This is a genomic window from uncultured Salinicola sp., from assembly GCF_937921195.1.
GTDB lineage: Bacteria > Pseudomonadota > Gammaproteobacteria > Pseudomonadales > Halomonadaceae > Salinicola.
This window is the reverse complement of the sequence record NZ_CALFQK010000032.1, coordinates 1-14,820: the sequence shown is the minus strand read 5'-3', so window position 1 is coordinate 14,820 and position 14,820 is coordinate 1. Positions and strand designations below refer to the sequence as shown.

The window sequence follows — 14,820 nt, the reverse complement described above, 5'->3', positions numbered from 1 at the left end:
ATAGTAGTTGGTATGGGTTGGTTTCTACCATATGTTGATTTCCGGTGTGCAAAACGGAATTTCATGATTTGACGAATCGAGGTGGGTGCACCTGGCGTGCGCAGCCGTGAAGTTCATGGTCGCGATACCGCGATCTTTGGCCCGATAGACTCCAGCGCAAGCGAACGAGTCTGTCGGGCGTTTTTTTGCCCCCATCTTTAGACGACATCCTCCGGTCATTTCCCGCCTTAGCGGTTCGTGCCCGGCGTCGTTCTCAAACTTTTGATATTCATGCCGATAATACGATTAGAGCCCGGATTCCCCACTCAGACCAAGAGTCGTTTCGGTCTGCGAAACATCATACTTTTTGGTCATTGCTTGATCCAGGTTAATGGGAGAAAGAGCAACGTGAGGCAGATTAAGTTTTAATTAATCCACCGCGGGCGCTGCTCAGCCAAATTGGCATCATGGCCGTATTGGAGGCGAACATTCGGTAAGACCATGAAATTGACCGTGCGAGATTTTCAGCCCGTCCAGCAGCGGACAAAAAGTGCCCCGCGTGAGGGCAGCCTGGCCCATCACGCCCAAGTTTCGGGGATGCCGGTGGGGACATTGAAAACGCGGGTCAAGAAGCTCGTCGACAAGGGAATCGAGAGAGAGCGCGCCATCGAAATCGCGCTGAGCCAACCGATCGGGCCGCAGGGGCGCCCGAGAAAACCGACTCATCGATAGGCCCTGGGCCCGAGGGGCGGCCGTGAAGCGCGAGTTCAACCCGGCAATCTGCCGAAAGCCCCTGATCCGTCATCAGAGGCTTCGGGGTGGAAATGGAGACGGCCGTGGCCAGCTCAGGAACGAGCATCCTCCTTCCACTGGGGTTGGCCGTCGCGCATCAGGACCTTGTCGCCTTCGGGCTTTTCATCCAGCTTGGCTTCATGCACTTCACCGTCGTAGCGATACCGAACGTCGTAACCGACGGTCTCTTCCTTGCTGTCATTGACGGTGCTGCAGCGCTGCTCGGTGGTCTGGTAGGTGTCGCCCTGCTGCATCTGTTGCTGGACCTGGTTCCCTGCCACGCCACCACCGACGGCACCCGCCGCCGTCATGATCTTCTTGCCGCTGCCGCCACCGAACTGATTGCCCACGACGCCGCCGACGATGGCGCCGATCGCGGTGCCGGCGATGCGATTCTCGTCTTTCACCGGACGCTGGTGAGTCACCGTGACGTTCTTGCACACTTCGCGCGGTGTGTCGGTGGTCTGCACGATCGGCTCGACGTCGACGATCTCCGCATACCTGGGCCCGCTTTCGGAGGATTGATAGGAGCCGACGGCGATGCCCCCGGCGATACCCAGTGCGGCAATGACGCCACCAATGACGATCGGTTTGTTCATGACCTTGCTCCTCTCTGTGCTCTCCGCAACGTCGAAGCGTCATGCGTTCGGCGCTGCAGTCTTCGCAATTCTTGTGATGTCCCTATCGATTGCCGGTTGGCATGATCCTCGGAGCGCGTCATTCCATGAGCGTCTCTCCAGGGTCGAGTGATTATAGCCTCGAAACCCTCGGCGAGAGTCGGATCCATGGGTTTTTGAACACTGTTTTCATGTTGGTGACGGCAGTGTCTCCAAATGGGGACAGTCTCCGGGCGGCGAGCGCCGGCGCCGAATGGGTGGGGAGCGAAACCGCCTTGCCTGCGGTGCGTGGCGACGGAAAGGGGAAGGGTCGTGGGAAGAGCGGGGCGCGACTCGTCGGCGCCGGGGTTGCCGGCGCCGATCTGGATACCGATGTGGCTTACAGCTCGAACTTGGCCAGCTTGCGGTCGACTCTGGCCTTCTTCAGTTTGGCGACCTTGGGCAGGCCGTTCTCGAATGGGGGGAAGTCCTCGCCCAGGATCAACGGCGCGAGATAGCGGCGGCCAGCTTCGCTGATATAGAGACCATCCTCGCTGATGTAGTCCCGCGGCATGAACTTCTCGTGGTTGGCGATCTCCGCCAGCGGGGCCGGCTCGATCTTCCATTCGTAGGGGGTGTCGGAGACACGCTTGATGGCGGGCATCATCGAATTCTGGCCTGCCAAGGCAAGCTCGACGGCGGCTTCGCCTACGGCGTAGGCCTGGTCGACATCGGTCTTGGAGGCGATGTGACGAGCGGCCCGCTGCAGATAGTCGGCCACCGCCCAGTGGTACTTGTGGCCGAGATCTTCCTTGACCATCGAGGCCAGGGTGGGGGCGACTCCGCCCAGCTGCTTGTGACCGAAGGCGTCGGTACTGCCCGAATCGGTGAGAAAAGTTCCGTCGGCGTACTGGGCGCCTTCGGAGACCACGAGCACGCAGAACCCGTGACGCTTGACCGCCTCGTCGATACGCGCCATCACCTTCGCCCGGTCGAACGCGATCTCCGGGAAGATGATCAGATGCGGTGCCTGTTCCGGGGACTCTCCTGACAGGGCGCCGGCGGCGGCGATCCAGCCGGCATGCCGACCCATCACTTCGAGAATGAAGACCTTGGTGGAGGTCGAGCACATCGACTCGATGTCGAGCGCCGCTTCGCGCGTCGAGGTGGCGACGTACTTGGCGACACTGCCGAAGCCGGGGGAGTTGTCGGTGATGGGAAGGTCGTTGTCGACGGTCTTGGGAACGTGGATGGCCGTCAGCGGGTAGCCCATCGTCTCCGACAGCTGGGAGACCTTGAGGCAGGTATCGGCGCTGTCGCCACCGCCGTTGTAGAAGAAGTAGCGGATGTCGTGGGCCCTGAATACCTCGATCAGGCGCTCGTACTCGGCGCGGTGCGTCTCGATGGACTTGAGCTTGTAGCGACAGGAGCCGAATGCGCCGCCGGGTGTGTGGCGCAGTGCCGAGATCGCCTCTTCGCTCTCCTGGTTGGTATCGATCAGGTCTTCCAGCAGTGCGCCGATGATGCCGTTGTGTCCCGCGTAGAGATGGCCGATGCGATCCGAGTGGCGGCGGCAGGTTTCGATCACGCCACAGGCGCTGGCGTTGATGACGGCGGTGACGCCACCGGACTGGGCGTAGAACGCATTATGCTTGGCCATATCGGCTCTCATCTCCTGAGGTTCGGTTGTGCTGGTCTCACGTCGTCGGCCCGGCGTGCTCGGACGCACATCCGTGCGGACTTCGATGACGATCTCGCGCTGGCAATGATCGACCCTGAATCATCACGAGAGGATGAAACTGGCTGGCCAATCGTGTGACATCTCCCTGTCGGGGGCCGGGCACGAATGCGGGCCCAGCATAGCCGAAAGGCGAATGCCTGTTAATACGAGGCGGTAGTGAGGGGGGCGACCAATTTTCTGCGCCTGAGGGATGAGCCGGGTACCAGCACGACCGGTTTCCTCGAGCCGGCTTGCTGATCCGACGAGACTGGCTTCACGGCGGCCACGGTGCCCGGGGGAGCGTGGGAGGGGCCAGTGGCCCGCTCCGGGAGGCCATGCTAGGCTCGCCGGCTAATGTGAGGGGGAGTTCGAATGCACGTTCATGTAATAGGGATCTGCGGGACTTTCATGGGGAGTCTGGCACGCCTGGCCAAGATGCAGGGGCATCACGTGACGGGGTCGGATGCCAATGTCTATCCGCCGATGAGCCTGCAGCTGCGGGAAATGGGCGTCGAACTGACGGAGGGCTATCGCCCCGGCAATTTGCAGCCGTCTCCCGACCTGGTCATCGTCGGCAATGCGCTCTCCCGGGGCAACCCGGAGATCGAGGCATTGCTGAATGCCAAGCTCCCCTATGTTTCCGGGCCGCAGTGGCTGGCCGAGCAGGTGTTGCCGGGGCGGCGGGTGGTGGCGGTGGCCGGGACCCACGGCAAGACCACCACCGCCAGCCTGCTGGCGTGGATACTGGAGTGCGCGGGCCTCGAACCGGGATTCCTGATCGGGGGAGTGCTCCGCAATTTCGGCCTCTCCGCCCGGCTTGGCGGGGGCGGTGCGCCCTTCGTCGTCGAGGCGGACGAGTACGATACGGCGTTTTTCGACAAGCGTTCGAAATTCGTCCACTACAGGCCGGACATCGCCGTTCTCAACAATCTCGAGTTCGATCACGCCGATATCTTTCCCGATCTGGCGGCCATCGAGCGACAGTTTCACCACTTCGTGCGCACCGTGCCGGGTAATGGCTCGCTGCTGGTCGCGGATGACGAACCGGCGCTGGAGCGGGTGCTGGATCAGGGCTGCTGGACGCCGGTGCAACGCTTCGGGCAACTGGCCGGGAGCGAGTGGCGACTGCTGCTCGATCCGGACGATAGCCGCGCCTTCACCGTGGTCTCGGGGGGCGAGAGTCATCTCGTCCGCTGGGGGATGAGTGGCCGACACAACGCGGCCAATGCCGTCGCCGCCCTGGCCGCGGCCAGCCGCTTGGGCGTCTCCCTGGTCGAGGGTTGCCGGGCGCTGGCGACATTCGCCGCGCCCCGGCGGCGCCAGGAGGTCCGTGGCGAGGTGGGCGGAATACAGGTCCTCGACGATTTCGCCCATCATCCCACGGCCATCGCGCTGACGCTCGAGGGGCTGGACCACGACCGGCATGGGGGGCGGCTGCTGGCGGTGATCGAGCCCCGTTCCAATACCATGCGTCAGGGCAGTATGAGAGCACGCCTGGTCGACAGCGTAGCGCTGGCCGACAGCGTCTGGTGGTATCAGCCCCCCGGGCTCGACTGGTCGCTGGCCGAAGTGGTTGCCGGGCATGCGGCCAGTCGTGTCGAGACCGATCTCGACGCGCTCGTCGAGCACGTCGTCGAACAGGCGCTACCCGGCGACCGGATCGTGGTCATGTCCAATGGCGGCTTCGGCGGTATCCACGACAAGTTATTGCGGGCACTGGAGGTGCGGCATGGCAGTTCGCGATGATGCGACTTCTCGCCAATACGGGGCGCCGATCGCGGTGGCGCTCACTGGCGCTTCCGGCGTGCAGTATGGGCTACGCCTGATCGAATGCCTGATCGGCGCCGGGCACGAGGTCTACGTATTGGTCTCCAAGGCGGCCCATCGTGTGATCGCCGTCGAGACCGAGATCGATCTGCCGGCCCAGCCGGATCGACTGGCACGGGATCTGACGGCGTGGTTCGACGCCGGCGAGGGGCAGGTCCGCTGCTTCGGACGGGAAGACTGGATGGCGCCTGTGGCATCCGGATCCGGTAACTGGCAGGCGCTGGTGATCTGTCCGTGTTCGACTGGCACCCTATCCGCGGTGGCCTGCGGCGCCAGCAACAACCTGATCGAGCGCGCCGCCGACGTCGCGCTGAAGGAGCGGCGAAAACTGATCCTGGTTCCCAGGGAGACGCCGCTCTCGGCCGTCCACCTGGAGAACATGCTGAAGTTGACCAACATGGGCGGTGTGATACTGCCGGCCGCTCCCGGTTTCTATCATCGCCCCGACAGCGTCCAGGCGATGATCGACTTCGTGGTGGCGCGCATTCTCAACCAACTGGATGTCGCCCAGACGCTGATGCCGCGCTGGGGCGATTGAGCGGCAGACCCCTAGACGGGGGCAAAGAGGACGACTCGCAGGATTTCCAGTATCAGCGAGGCTGCACAGAGCCAGGCCCAGGGCGGCATGCCGCGCTCGGGCCGCTGGAAATGCTGATAACTGATGCGTGTCAGGGCGCAGACGATCAGCCCCAGCAGGGCGCCGCCAATCAAGTCACTGGCCCAGTGGACGCCGATCACGAGCCTGGACAGGGCCATGGGAGCGCACGCGACGATGCCCAGCCAGTAGGCGTACCCACGATAGCGCTGCGGCATCACCTGGGCCGCAAAGGCGGCGGTCAGCCCGACCACGACGACGATCGTCGAGGTATGGGCGCTGGGATAGGACATCGACCCCGTCAGGTAATCCGGCGTGTCCGGCCGGGCGCGGCCCGCAAGGGATTTGAAGACCGTATTGCTGACGGCGACGAGGATCAGGGCGCCGGCGATATGCAGCAGCGCGGCGAAGCGCTTTGCCCACAGTAGCCACAGTAGCCAGGGCGCCATCAGGACGCCGATGCCCAGCGCGTCGCCCACCTTGGCGAGGACCTCGCTGGTGCCGATGAGCCAGTTGCGCTGCAGCATGCCGGCGAGGGAGTGGATCTGCTGGTCCATGGGCAGCGGGCCATCGTGCATCAGGACCCACGCCGTCCAGGCGATCAGGGCGATCAGGCTCGTCACCAGCAGCGACAGCGACGCCAGCGGGAATTCGCTGGCCGGGGGTGGCGAGCACAGCGCGTGCCAGCCTCTGGCCAGTCGGGGGTTGCCCGCCATGCGCCTCTCCAGCCAAGCGTGCAAACGACCCTCGGCACTGAGCTGATAGCGAATCCACGAAAACAGCAGTGCCAGTACCAGCAGCGAGACGGACAGGGCCAGCAGCCATCGCTCGGCGCCGGGGGGCAGTTGCATCAACTCCTCCCAGGAGCGGCCGAGCAGGTAGCCGGGTAGCAGGTAAGCCGGCGCCCACGCTATCGCGGAGACGAAATTGACGAGGGTGAAACGCTTCGTCGGCATCGATAGCATGCCTGCGATCATGGGAATGAAAGGGCGAACGGGGCCGAAAAAGCGGCCGACCACAACGGACAGGATGCCGTAGCGTCGGAAGAACTCGTGGCCTTGCTCCAGCCACTGGGGATGGCGTGACAGCGGCCACCAGTGCGGAATGCGGGCGCGCTGCGTGCGGCCCAGCCAGAAGCTGAGATTGTCTCCGGCGAAGGCGCCCAGGATGCCGGCGATCAGTATCGTCCAGAGGGGAACGTCGTCGTGACCGGCGATGGAGGCTGCCGCGCCCAGCAGCACGACGCCGGGGACGACGATACCGACGACGGCGAGTGACTCGATCAGGGCCACCACGAATATGATGACCAGCAGCAGCTCGGGAGGGGGCGCGAGAGAGTAGAGCCAGTGGGTAAGATTCAAGCGTGCGGTTCCAGCAGTTTGTTGGCGGCGGTTTCCAGGCGTAGCGAAAAGCGTTCGACGTTCTCTTGAGGGCGCAGTGTGCACACCCGACTGAAGCTTTCCAGAGATCCGATCTCCGGGTGTGCGACAGATGTCACGGCACTCGAGAGCCGCTTGGCCGCTGCCACGGCACCGGGTTCCCCGGCGTTGGGTAGAATGAGCCAGAAGACATTGGCATGGTGCTCGCCGAGCAGGTCGCTCTGGCGGCTGTTGTCGGAAATCACCTCGCTGAAGCTCGCCGACAGGATTTCGCGCATGTGGCCGCCGAACTGATCTCCGGCCTGGTCCAGCTGCGGAATGTACAGTACCAGCACGCTCAGCGGTCGGTCGAGCGCGGACGCTCTGGCCACTTCCATTTCCAGGTTTCGGGTGATGAATTCACCGGCAGGCCGCCTGTCGTCCCGCCACGGTCTCAGCATGAAACGCAGCGCGCGGGACGAGCCCCCCAACGACAGGGCAAGGGTGGCCGCGGTGAGAGAGAGCCACCAGCCAAGTACCAGGTTCATGGCCGTCATGTGCTCCTCGCCGAGCGACGCCAGCAGCACGGGGACGAGAATCACGGTCAGCAGCAGTGCCGGCAGGGCGGACAGCAGCAGGTAGCTGAGCGTGATCGCCAGCCCCAGCCACAACAGGGGATTGTCGCTGCTGGGGGCCTCCAGGATACAAAGAACCAGTCCGCCGATCAGCAATATGTGGTCGGCGATGGCGGGGCGCAGGCGGCCCAGGTATTGCAGCGGTATGGAGACGAGCAGCGCGATGGCCATCAGGGTGGGCGGCAGTATCAGATCGTAGTGACGCATCAGGTGTTCCCACAGGGCAAGACCCAGCAGGAGTGCCAGAGTGAGAAGTTGCGCGATCAACTTGTATCGACTCAATGCCAAGGCTGCACCTCCGGAACCGGGGAGGATCGTTTGCCGTGACGATTCGCGAAGCGATCGCCGATCTCCGTCAGGGGGGTCGAGGAGACCTCCTTGTGCGGGGCAATGGTGTGGCGTAGCTGCTGTCGTCGCAGTCTAGCCGTCTCGGCGCTGGTGGCCACCACGATCACCGCAATGCCGTAATCGTTGAGGCGATAGGCGCGTTCGTAAGGCATCAGCGCTTCCTGAAGACGGCGGCAGAGTGCTGCCATGTCCGCTGTCGTCGAGCGAGCGCAGCCGAAAACCGTCACCTCGGCATGCAACGACTCGCGCTCGGCCCGTTTCAACTCTCGCTGAATGCCGCCATCCAGTTGGGCGGCCGGGAGAAGCCAGTTCGACTGGCCGTCCGACGGTGCCGTCGCGGATACCTTCTGTCGATCCAGGCACAGAAGCCAGACGATGGCCAGCGATACGCTGGCGACGACGGCAGTGGGCGGGGGCAGGGTCCAGCCGACGTAGATGACGCTCAGGACATAAACCAGCGCGCTGGCGGCTACCCCGGCCCTGCCCGGCGATCCCAGCAGGCACAACGGCAGTGCCCACAACCAGATATGGCTGCTGGCGTGATGGGTGGCAAGCAGCGCGACGCTCAGCAGGACGATCGTGATGGGGAGCCAGCGAGAGAGGCGCAAGGGGTAAACCGCCGAGAGGGCAAACGCGATGCACCCGGCCCAGGCGACCACGCGTGTGGCGTCCTGTGCCAGCCAGCCCGCCAGCAGGGCGAGCAGCGAGAGAAGCGATAGTAGGATTCGGGAGCCGAGGCTTTTGTACTTGCTTTGCATGGTGGCTTATATTGGACCGATTGCGAATGGCTTGCGCGACTCGTCTCTCACTATCATGTGTGCCGGGAATGATCGTGTGGCGCCTATGACAAAAGAACAAAGCCTCATCGTACCTGCGGCGTCAAGCTTCCCGGCCATTCGAGACGTTCCCGATTCGATGCCGAAGGTCGTTCGTCGCGGACTACCACTGACAAGAGATAGTACACCATGCAGCAGACTGCGACCCCACGGGTCGAGGATATCGCCGAATACATGCAGGCGTTGGGGCAGCAGGCACGCGTTGCGAGTGCCGAACTGAGGCGTGTCGACAGCGGCCGGAAGAACGCGGCGCTCGAGGCCATCGCTGCGCGCCTGGATGACGCCAGACCGGCGCTGGCGTCGGCCAATCGGGACGATCTGGCCCGCGCCCGTGAAAACGGCCTGAGCGATGCGCTGCTGGATCGCCTGGCACTGACTCCCGCACGGATCGATGCGATGATCCTCGGCGTTCGCCAGGTCGCCGCGCTTGCCGATCCCGTCGGTCAGATCGACGGCCTGAGCTACCGGCCGAGCGGCATTCAGGTCGGGCAGATGCGCGTGCCCCTGGGTGTGATCGGCATCATCTACGAGTCCCGCCCCAATGTCACCGTGGAGGCGGCAAGTCTGTGTCTGAAGTCCGGCAACGCCTGCATTCTTCGCGGCGGGTCCGAGGCCGCCTCCAGCAACGCGGCGATCGCCGAATGCGTAGGCCAGGGCCTGGCGGATGCCGGCCTGCCCGCCACCGCCGTGCAGATCGTCGCGACCACGAATCGCGCGGCGGTGGGCGAACTGATCACGATGCCGCGATTCGTGGATGTCATCGTGCCGCGCGGCGGCAAGTCGCTGATCGCGCGCATCGCCAGCGAGGCGACGGTGCCGGTCATCAAGCATCTCGACGGGGTCTGCCACGTCTATATCGATGCTGCCGCGAATCTGGACAAGGCGGTGGCGATCGCGGACAACGCCAAGACCCAGCGCTATTCGCCCTGCAACACCATGGAGACGCTGCTCGTCCATGCCGATATCGCGGCAGAGGCGTTGCCGCGGGTGGCGGCCATCTATCGTGACAAGGGCGTCGAGATGCGGGGATGCGCGCGCACGCGTGAGTGGATAGGCGATGCCGTGGCGGCAACGATCGAGGACTGGTCGACGGAGTATCTGGCACCGATCGTCTCCATCCGGGTCGTGGATGATTTCGACCAGGCCGTCGATCACATCAATACCTATGGGTCGCAGCATACCGATGCCATCGTGACGGAGAGCCTGACGCTCGCCCGGCGGTTCCTTGGCGAGGTGGACTCCAGTTCGGTGATGGTCAATGCCTCGACGCGCTTCGCCGACGGTTTCGAATACGGGCTCGGGGCGGAGATCGGCATCTCCACCAACAAGCTGCATGCCCGGGGCCCTGTCGGCCTCGAGGGTCTGACCACCCGGAAGTACGTCGTCTTCGGTGACGGCCATGTCCGGAGTTGACGTGCAGAACGCCTCGATTCCACGGATCGCGATGCTGGGTGGCACCTTCGACCCGGTTCACATGGGGCACCTGCGCAGTGCCGTCGAGCTGGGAGAGGCGTTGGCGTTGGACGCGGTTCACATGATCCCGGCTCACGTGCCCCCGCACCGCAAGGCACCGGGGATTTCCGCCGAGCACCGCCTGGCCATGCTGAGAGCCGGTATCGGCGACACGCCGGGGCTGGTGGCCGATGATCGCGAGGTGCGCCGCTCGGGCCACTCCTACTCCGTCGATACGCTGGCGTCGTTGCGTGAAGAGTGGGGCGGTCAGGCGCGGCTGATCATGGCGGTCGGCCACGATGCGTTCCTCGGCCTGCCGGAGTGGCACCAGCGGGAGCGGCTGCTGTCACTGGCGCACATCGTGGTGATCGACCGCCCCGACCACGAGGCGCCGCTGGAGCCGGCGCTGGCCTCGCTGATCGAGGGGCGTGAGGTGTCGACGGTGGCGTCGATGATGGCCGCCCCCGGGGGCCATCTGCTGCGCCTGCGCCTGCCGAGCCGCATGGCCATCGCGGCCACCGAAGTGCGGCGACGCCTGCAGCAAGGGCTCAGCGTGCGCTATCTGATTCCCGAGGCGGTGGAGCGCTATATCGCCAGCCATGCCCTCTATCGCCATTCCTGAGCGATATCGAGAGGGCGGGGCTGGCGTTAATGGTCCATCCGCGTAAAATGCGCCTCTCCCGGATCCCGGGGGTAGCGATTCCCTTCCCAGGAAGGGGTTATATGACGAGGAGCTATGCAGACAGATACGCTTAAATCATTGGTGGTGGAAGCGCTCGAGGAGCTGAAGGCGCGCGATGTCGTCGAGCTGGACGTGGCCGAATTGACCAGCGTCACCGATGTCATGGTCGTCGCCAGTGGCACCTCCTCGCGGCACGTCTCCGCGCTGGCGGACAACGTGATCGAGAAAGCCAAGGAGGCCGGCCTCCGCCCGTTGGGCGTGGAGGGGCAGCAGAGCGGGGAGTGGGTGCTGGTGGATCTGGGCGATGTCATCGCCCACGTGATGATGCCGGAGACCCGGCAGCTCTACGACCTCGAGCGCCTCTGGGCCGACCTGCCCGCCGACTCCCGGCGAGCCACTGGCGATTCGGATCGGCAAGAGCTTCGGGGATGAAGATCCGGCTGCTGGCCGTCGGCTCGCGCATGCCGGCCTGGGTCGAGGCTGGTGCCGATGAGTATCGCAAGCGTCTGCCGCGGGAAATGCCGCTCGAGGTGGTCGAGATCCCGCCCGGTGCCCGTGGCAAGAATGCCGATATCGCGCGGGCGGTCCGGTCAGAGGGCGATCGGATGCTGGAAAAGCTGAAAGATCAGGAACGTATCGTCGCGCTCGAGGTCAAAGGGCAGTCCTGGACGACAGAGCAACTGGCCGAACGCCTCGGCGCGTGGCGGCTGGAAGGGCAGGACGTGGCGCTATTGGTGGGTGGCCCGGATGGCCTCGATCCCCGCGTCGCCGCCCGGGCTCAGGTCTCCTGGTCGCTCTCCGCGCTGACGCTGCCGCACCCGCTGGTGCGCGTGGTGCTGGCGGAGCAGTTCTATCGCGCCTGGACGTTGCTTGCAGGGCACCCGTACCACCGTTGAGTCAGAGAGTCAGTCGCTTGTTTCCATTCGATATCGCCGACAGCGACGCCGTTGGACGCCATGCCCGCTCCGGGGCTTCCCATGCCCTGAACCGCCATTCCCGTCATGCGTAAGCGCCGCGAAAACATCAAGAATCACGAGCTGGAAGCCCGTGTCTTCCGTAACCGCTCGCTGGTCGCCGCTCTGGTCATCGTGCTGATGGCCGGGGCGCTGGTCTCCCGCCTGTTCTACCTGCAGGTCATCGAGCACGACGTCTTCATCACCCGGTCCGACAACAACCGCATGCGGGTCGAGCCGCTGCCGCCCCGGCGCGGGCTGATCTACGACCGCAACGGCAAGTTGCTGGCGGAGAACCGGCCGACCTACAACCTCACGATCGTGCGTGAGCGTGTCGATGATCTCGATACTACGCTGCAGCGGCTGATCGATATTCTCGATCTGCCCGAGGACGAGGTGGCGACCTTCCGCGAGCGCTCCCGTCAGCGCCAGAGACCGTACCAGCCGGCGCTCTTGATGAGCGACCTGACGGAGGGTCAGATCGCGCGTCTGGCGGTGAACCGATACCTGCTCAGCGGCGTCGAGGTCGAGGCCCAGTTGATGCGCTACTACCCCGACCCCATCGTGATGTCGCACGTGCTGGGGTACGTCGGGCGGATCAACGAGGAGGAGCTGGCCGAACTGGACTCGGGGGACTACGCGGGAACCCACTTCATCGGCAAGACCGGCATCGAGTACACCTACGAGGATCAACTCCACGGCAAGGCGGGCCTTCGCAAGGTCGAGACCAACGCGCGGGGGAGAGTCCTGCGGGAGCTGGACCGGGATTCGCCGGTGCCCGGGAAGGACATCACCCTGACCATCGACAGTCGCCTTCAGCACATGGCCTACGACCTGCTGGATGGCCGGCGGGGCGCCATCGTGGCGATCCAGCCCAAGACCGGCGACATCCTGGCGATGGTCTCGGCGCCCGGCTTCGACATCAACAAGTTCGTGACCGGCATCTCCTACGACGACTACCGGGCCCTGCAGCAGAATCTCGATCTGCCCTTGTACAACCGCGCGGTCCGGGGCCAGTACCCTCCCGGTTCCACCATCAAGCCTTTCGAGGCGCTGGCGGCGTTGCAGGATGGCGTGGTCAAGCCCAACGACGTCATCTATGACCCCGGATACTTCCAGTTGCCCAACGACACGCGGCGCTATCATAACTGGCTGCGCTGGGGGCACGGGCGAGTCGATCTCGAGCGGGCGCTGGAGGTTTCCAACAATACCTACTTCTACACCATGGCCTACCGGCTGGGCATCGACCGACTCTCCTCGTTCATGCATCAGTTCGGCTTCGGTGAGGTAACCTCGCTGGATGTGCAGGGCGCAGCCCCGGGCCTGATGCCCTCCCGCGAGTGGAAGCGCGAGAAGTACAATCAGGTCTGGTACCCCGGCGAGACGCTCTCCGCGGGTATCGGCCAGGGGTATTTCATGGCCACGCCGCTCCAGCTGGCCGCGGCCACCGCCACGCTGGCCAACCATGGCCATTGGGTTCGGCCGCATCTGGCCAAGCGGATTGGCGATCAAGTCATCGAACCGCCTTTCGCCGACACCAAGCCGGACGTTCAGGTCAATCAGGCACGCTGGTGGCAGGACGTCTACAAGGGGATGGAAGCGGTGCTCCAGGGGTCCGAGGGGACCGCCCGCAAGGCGGGAGCCGGCCTGCAGTACGAGATGGCGGCGAAGACCGGTACCGCCCAGGTGTTCTCGCTGGGGCAGAATCAGAAGTACGACGCCGACGAATTGACGGAACGACTTCGTGATCACGCGCTGTTCATCGGCTTCGCGCCGGTCGAGGATCCGCAGATCGCGCTCGCGGTCATCGTCGAGAACGCCGGCGGCGGCGTTTCCGGTCTGGGGCGCGAACTGACCGATGCCTGGCTGTTGCCGGACGGCGAACTGAAGAATCGACCGGGCACCACGGTCAACGAAGAAGTCGAGAGTATCGATGGCGATTGATTTCCAGCGCGTGGCACCGCGAACACATCGGGCACGAGTCGGGCGCAAGCGCTCGATATGGCTACGCATCCATCTCGATCCCTGGCTGCTGTCGATCCTGGTGCTGCTGATCTCCTTTGGCCTGGTGGTGCTCTACAGCGCCAGCGGGATGTCGACCTCGACGACGATGGCGCAGGCTTCCCGCATGGGGGTCGCGCTGCTCGGCGCGATCGTCATCGCGCAGTTCTCCCCCGTCACGCTACTCCGGTGGACGCCGGTCGCCTATGGCGCGGGGCTGCTGATGCTGGTCGCCGTCGAGATCATGGGGGACATCGGCATGGGGGCGCAGCGCTGGCTGGAGATCGGCCCGCTGCGTTTCCAGCCCTCGGAGCTGATGAAGATTGCCATGCCGATGATGCTGGCCGCCTATCTTCACCGCCGACCTCTGCCGCCCACATGGCGCGACCTTCTGGTGTGCGGGGTGATCGTCGGCGTTCCGGTGTTGCTGATCGCTCGCCAGCCCGACCTGGGGACCTCGCTGCTGGTCACCTGTGCCGCGGTATTCGTGATTCTGCTGGCGGGACTTTCCTGGAAGTTCATCGTGACGCTCGTGGCGATGGCCGGTGGCGCGATGCCGCTGCTGTGGATCAACATGCATGACTATCAGCGCCAGCGGGTGTTGACCTTCCTCAACCCGGAGAGCGATCCGCTGGGTGCCGGCTGGAACATCATCCAGTCCAAGACGGCGATCGGCAGCGGGGGGCTGGAAGGCAAGGGCTGGGGCTTGGGGACCCAGTCCCAGCTCGAGTTCCTGCCCGAACGCCACACCGACTTCATCGTCGCCGTGCTCGGGGAGGAGTTCGGACTGATCGGCATGGGCACCATCCTGGTTCTCTACCTGCTGCTGGTCGCGCGTGGGCTGGTGATGGCCAACAACGCGCAGGACACCTACGGACGCCTGCTGGCCGGCAGCATCGTGCTGACGTTTTTCATCTATGTGTTCGTCAATATCGGCATGGTCAGCGGCATCCTGCCGGTCGTCGGGGTGCCGCTGCCGCTGGTCAGCTACGGCGGGACCTCCAGCGTGACCTTGATGGCCGGGTTCGGTATTCTCATGTCGATTC

At 64.4% G+C, this 14,820-nt stretch carries 14 protein-coding genes; 9 read left to right on the top strand and 5 right to left on the bottom strand.

Translation table 11 applies throughout. The annotated features are described in order from the left end of the window. The first annotated feature begins 480 nt into the window (after positions 1-480). Positions 481-711, top strand: a complete 231-nt coding sequence (locus Q0602_RS02695) for a hypothetical protein (RefSeq protein ID WP_298838565.1) — start codon at positions 481-483, stop codon at positions 709-711. A gap of 113 nt (positions 712-824) precedes the next feature. On the opposite strand, the gene Q0602_RS02690 is transcribed toward Q0602_RS02695, so the two are convergent. Continuing rightward, positions 825-1,370: a glycine zipper 2TM domain-containing protein gene (locus tag Q0602_RS02690; RefSeq protein ID WP_298838562.1), complete on the bottom strand. Its 546-nt coding sequence runs from the start codon at positions 1,368-1,370 to the stop codon at positions 825-827. A gap of 397 nt (positions 1,371-1,767) precedes the next feature. Then, positions 1,768-3,027: a 6-phosphofructokinase gene (locus Q0602_RS02685; RefSeq protein WP_298838559.1), complete on the bottom strand. Its 1,260-nt coding sequence runs from the start codon at positions 3,025-3,027 to the stop codon at positions 1,768-1,770. 432 nt (positions 3,028-3,459) lie between these two features. Between Q0602_RS02685 and mpl the strand changes: the two genes are divergently transcribed. Beyond that, the gene (mpl, locus tag Q0602_RS02680; protein ID WP_298838555.1) at positions 3,460-4,833 is read left to right on the top strand and encodes a UDP-N-acetylmuramate:L-alanyl-gamma-D-glutamyl-meso-diaminopimelate ligase; all 1,374 of its coding nucleotides are present in this window, start codon (positions 3,460-3,462) and stop codon (positions 4,831-4,833) included. Next, the gene (locus tag Q0602_RS02675) at positions 4,817-5,452 is read left to right on the top strand and encodes a flavin prenyltransferase UbiX (protein WP_298838553.1); all 636 of its coding nucleotides are present in this window, start codon (positions 4,817-4,819) and stop codon (positions 5,450-5,452) included. The genes mpl and Q0602_RS02675 overlap by 17 nt, the downstream gene beginning before the upstream one ends. An 11-nt stretch (positions 5,453-5,463) precedes the next feature. Here Q0602_RS02675 and Q0602_RS02670 read toward each other — a convergent pair whose 3' ends face one another. The 3 genes from Q0602_RS02670 to Q0602_RS02660 are packed head-to-tail and all read right to left on the bottom strand — an operon-like array spanning position 5,464 to position 8,608. Continuing rightward, a complete protein-coding gene (locus Q0602_RS02670; protein ID WP_298838550.1) occupies positions 5,464-6,870 on the bottom strand; it encodes a bifunctional DedA family/phosphatase PAP2 family protein in 1,407 nt (468 codons plus the stop codon). Continuing rightward, positions 6,867-7,790 (bottom strand): diguanylate cyclase, encoded by a 924-nt coding sequence (locus Q0602_RS02665; protein WP_298838547.1) that lies wholly within the window; start codon positions 7,788-7,790, stop codon positions 6,867-6,869. Before Q0602_RS02665 ends, Q0602_RS02670 begins: the two co-directional genes overlap by 4 nt. Continuing rightward, positions 7,781-8,608 (bottom strand): hypothetical protein, encoded by an 828-nt coding sequence (locus Q0602_RS02660; RefSeq protein WP_298838544.1) that lies wholly within the window; start codon positions 8,606-8,608, stop codon positions 7,781-7,783. The genes Q0602_RS02665 and Q0602_RS02660 overlap by 10 nt, the downstream gene beginning before the upstream one ends. 207 nt (positions 8,609-8,815) lie before the next feature. Here Q0602_RS02660 and Q0602_RS02655 point away from each other — a divergent pair, with 207 nt between their 5' ends. From Q0602_RS02655 to rodA, 6 genes are all read left to right on the top strand, one after another. Beyond that, positions 8,816-10,099: a glutamate-5-semialdehyde dehydrogenase gene (locus tag Q0602_RS02655; RefSeq protein ID WP_298838541.1), complete on the top strand. Its 1,284-nt coding sequence runs from the start codon at positions 8,816-8,818 to the stop codon at positions 10,097-10,099. Further along, entirely contained in the window at positions 10,086-10,760 is a 675-nt protein-coding gene (nadD, locus tag Q0602_RS02650) for a nicotinate-nucleotide adenylyltransferase (protein WP_298838538.1), read from the top strand. Before Q0602_RS02655 ends, nadD begins: the two co-directional genes overlap by 14 nt. A gap of 114 nt (positions 10,761-10,874) precedes the next feature. Further along, positions 10,875-11,252: a ribosome silencing factor gene (gene rsfS / locus Q0602_RS02645; RefSeq protein WP_298838535.1), complete on the top strand. Its 378-nt coding sequence runs from the start codon at positions 10,875-10,877 to the stop codon at positions 11,250-11,252. Further along, positions 11,249-11,716: a 23S rRNA (pseudouridine(1915)-N(3))-methyltransferase RlmH gene (gene rlmH / locus Q0602_RS02640; RefSeq protein ID WP_298838532.1), complete on the top strand. Its 468-nt coding sequence runs from the start codon at positions 11,249-11,251 to the stop codon at positions 11,714-11,716. The genes rsfS and rlmH overlap by 4 nt, the downstream gene beginning before the upstream one ends. 105 nt (positions 11,717-11,821) lie before the next feature. Beyond that, positions 11,822-13,717 (top strand): penicillin-binding protein 2, encoded by a 1,896-nt coding sequence (gene mrdA, locus Q0602_RS02635; protein ID WP_298838529.1) that lies wholly within the window; start codon positions 11,822-11,824, stop codon positions 13,715-13,717. Then, a partial coding sequence (gene rodA / locus Q0602_RS02630; protein WP_298838526.1) for a rod shape-determining protein RodA occupies positions 13,707-14,820 on the top strand: 1,114 nt, incomplete at its 3' end. The genes mrdA and rodA, both read left to right, overlap by 11 nt.

Coding starts and splice junctions, on each gene's coding strand:
- Q0602_RS02690 (WP_298838562.1), bottom strand. CDS start 1,370: ATGAACAAACCGATCGTCATTGGTGGCGTCATTGCCGCACTGGGTATC.
- Q0602_RS02655 (WP_298838541.1), top strand. CDS start 8,816: ATGCAGCAGACTGCGACCCCACGGGTCGAGGATATCGCCGAATACATG.
- Q0602_RS02660 (WP_298838544.1), bottom strand. CDS start 8,608: ATGCAAAGCAAGTACAAAAGCCTCGGCTCCCGAATCCTACTATCGCTT.
- mrdA (WP_298838529.1), top strand. CDS start 11,822: ATGCGTAAGCGCCGCGAAAACATCAAGAATCACGAGCTGGAAGCCCGT.
- mpl (WP_298838555.1), top strand. CDS start 3,460: ATGCACGTTCATGTAATAGGGATCTGCGGGACTTTCATGGGGAGTCTG.
- Q0602_RS02695 (WP_298838565.1), top strand. CDS start 481: ATGAAATTGACCGTGCGAGATTTTCAGCCCGTCCAGCAGCGGACAAAA.
- rsfS (WP_298838535.1), top strand. CDS start 10,875: ATGCAGACAGATACGCTTAAATCATTGGTGGTGGAAGCGCTCGAGGAG.
- Q0602_RS02685 (WP_298838559.1), bottom strand. CDS start 3,027: ATGGCCAAGCATAATGCGTTCTACGCCCAGTCCGGTGGCGTCACCGCC.
- Q0602_RS02675 (WP_298838553.1), top strand. CDS start 4,817: ATGGCAGTTCGCGATGATGCGACTTCTCGCCAATACGGGGCGCCGATC.
- rlmH (WP_298838532.1), top strand. CDS start 11,249: ATGAAGATCCGGCTGCTGGCCGTCGGCTCGCGCATGCCGGCCTGGGTC.
- nadD (WP_298838538.1), top strand. CDS start 10,086: ATGTCCGGAGTTGACGTGCAGAACGCCTCGATTCCACGGATCGCGATG.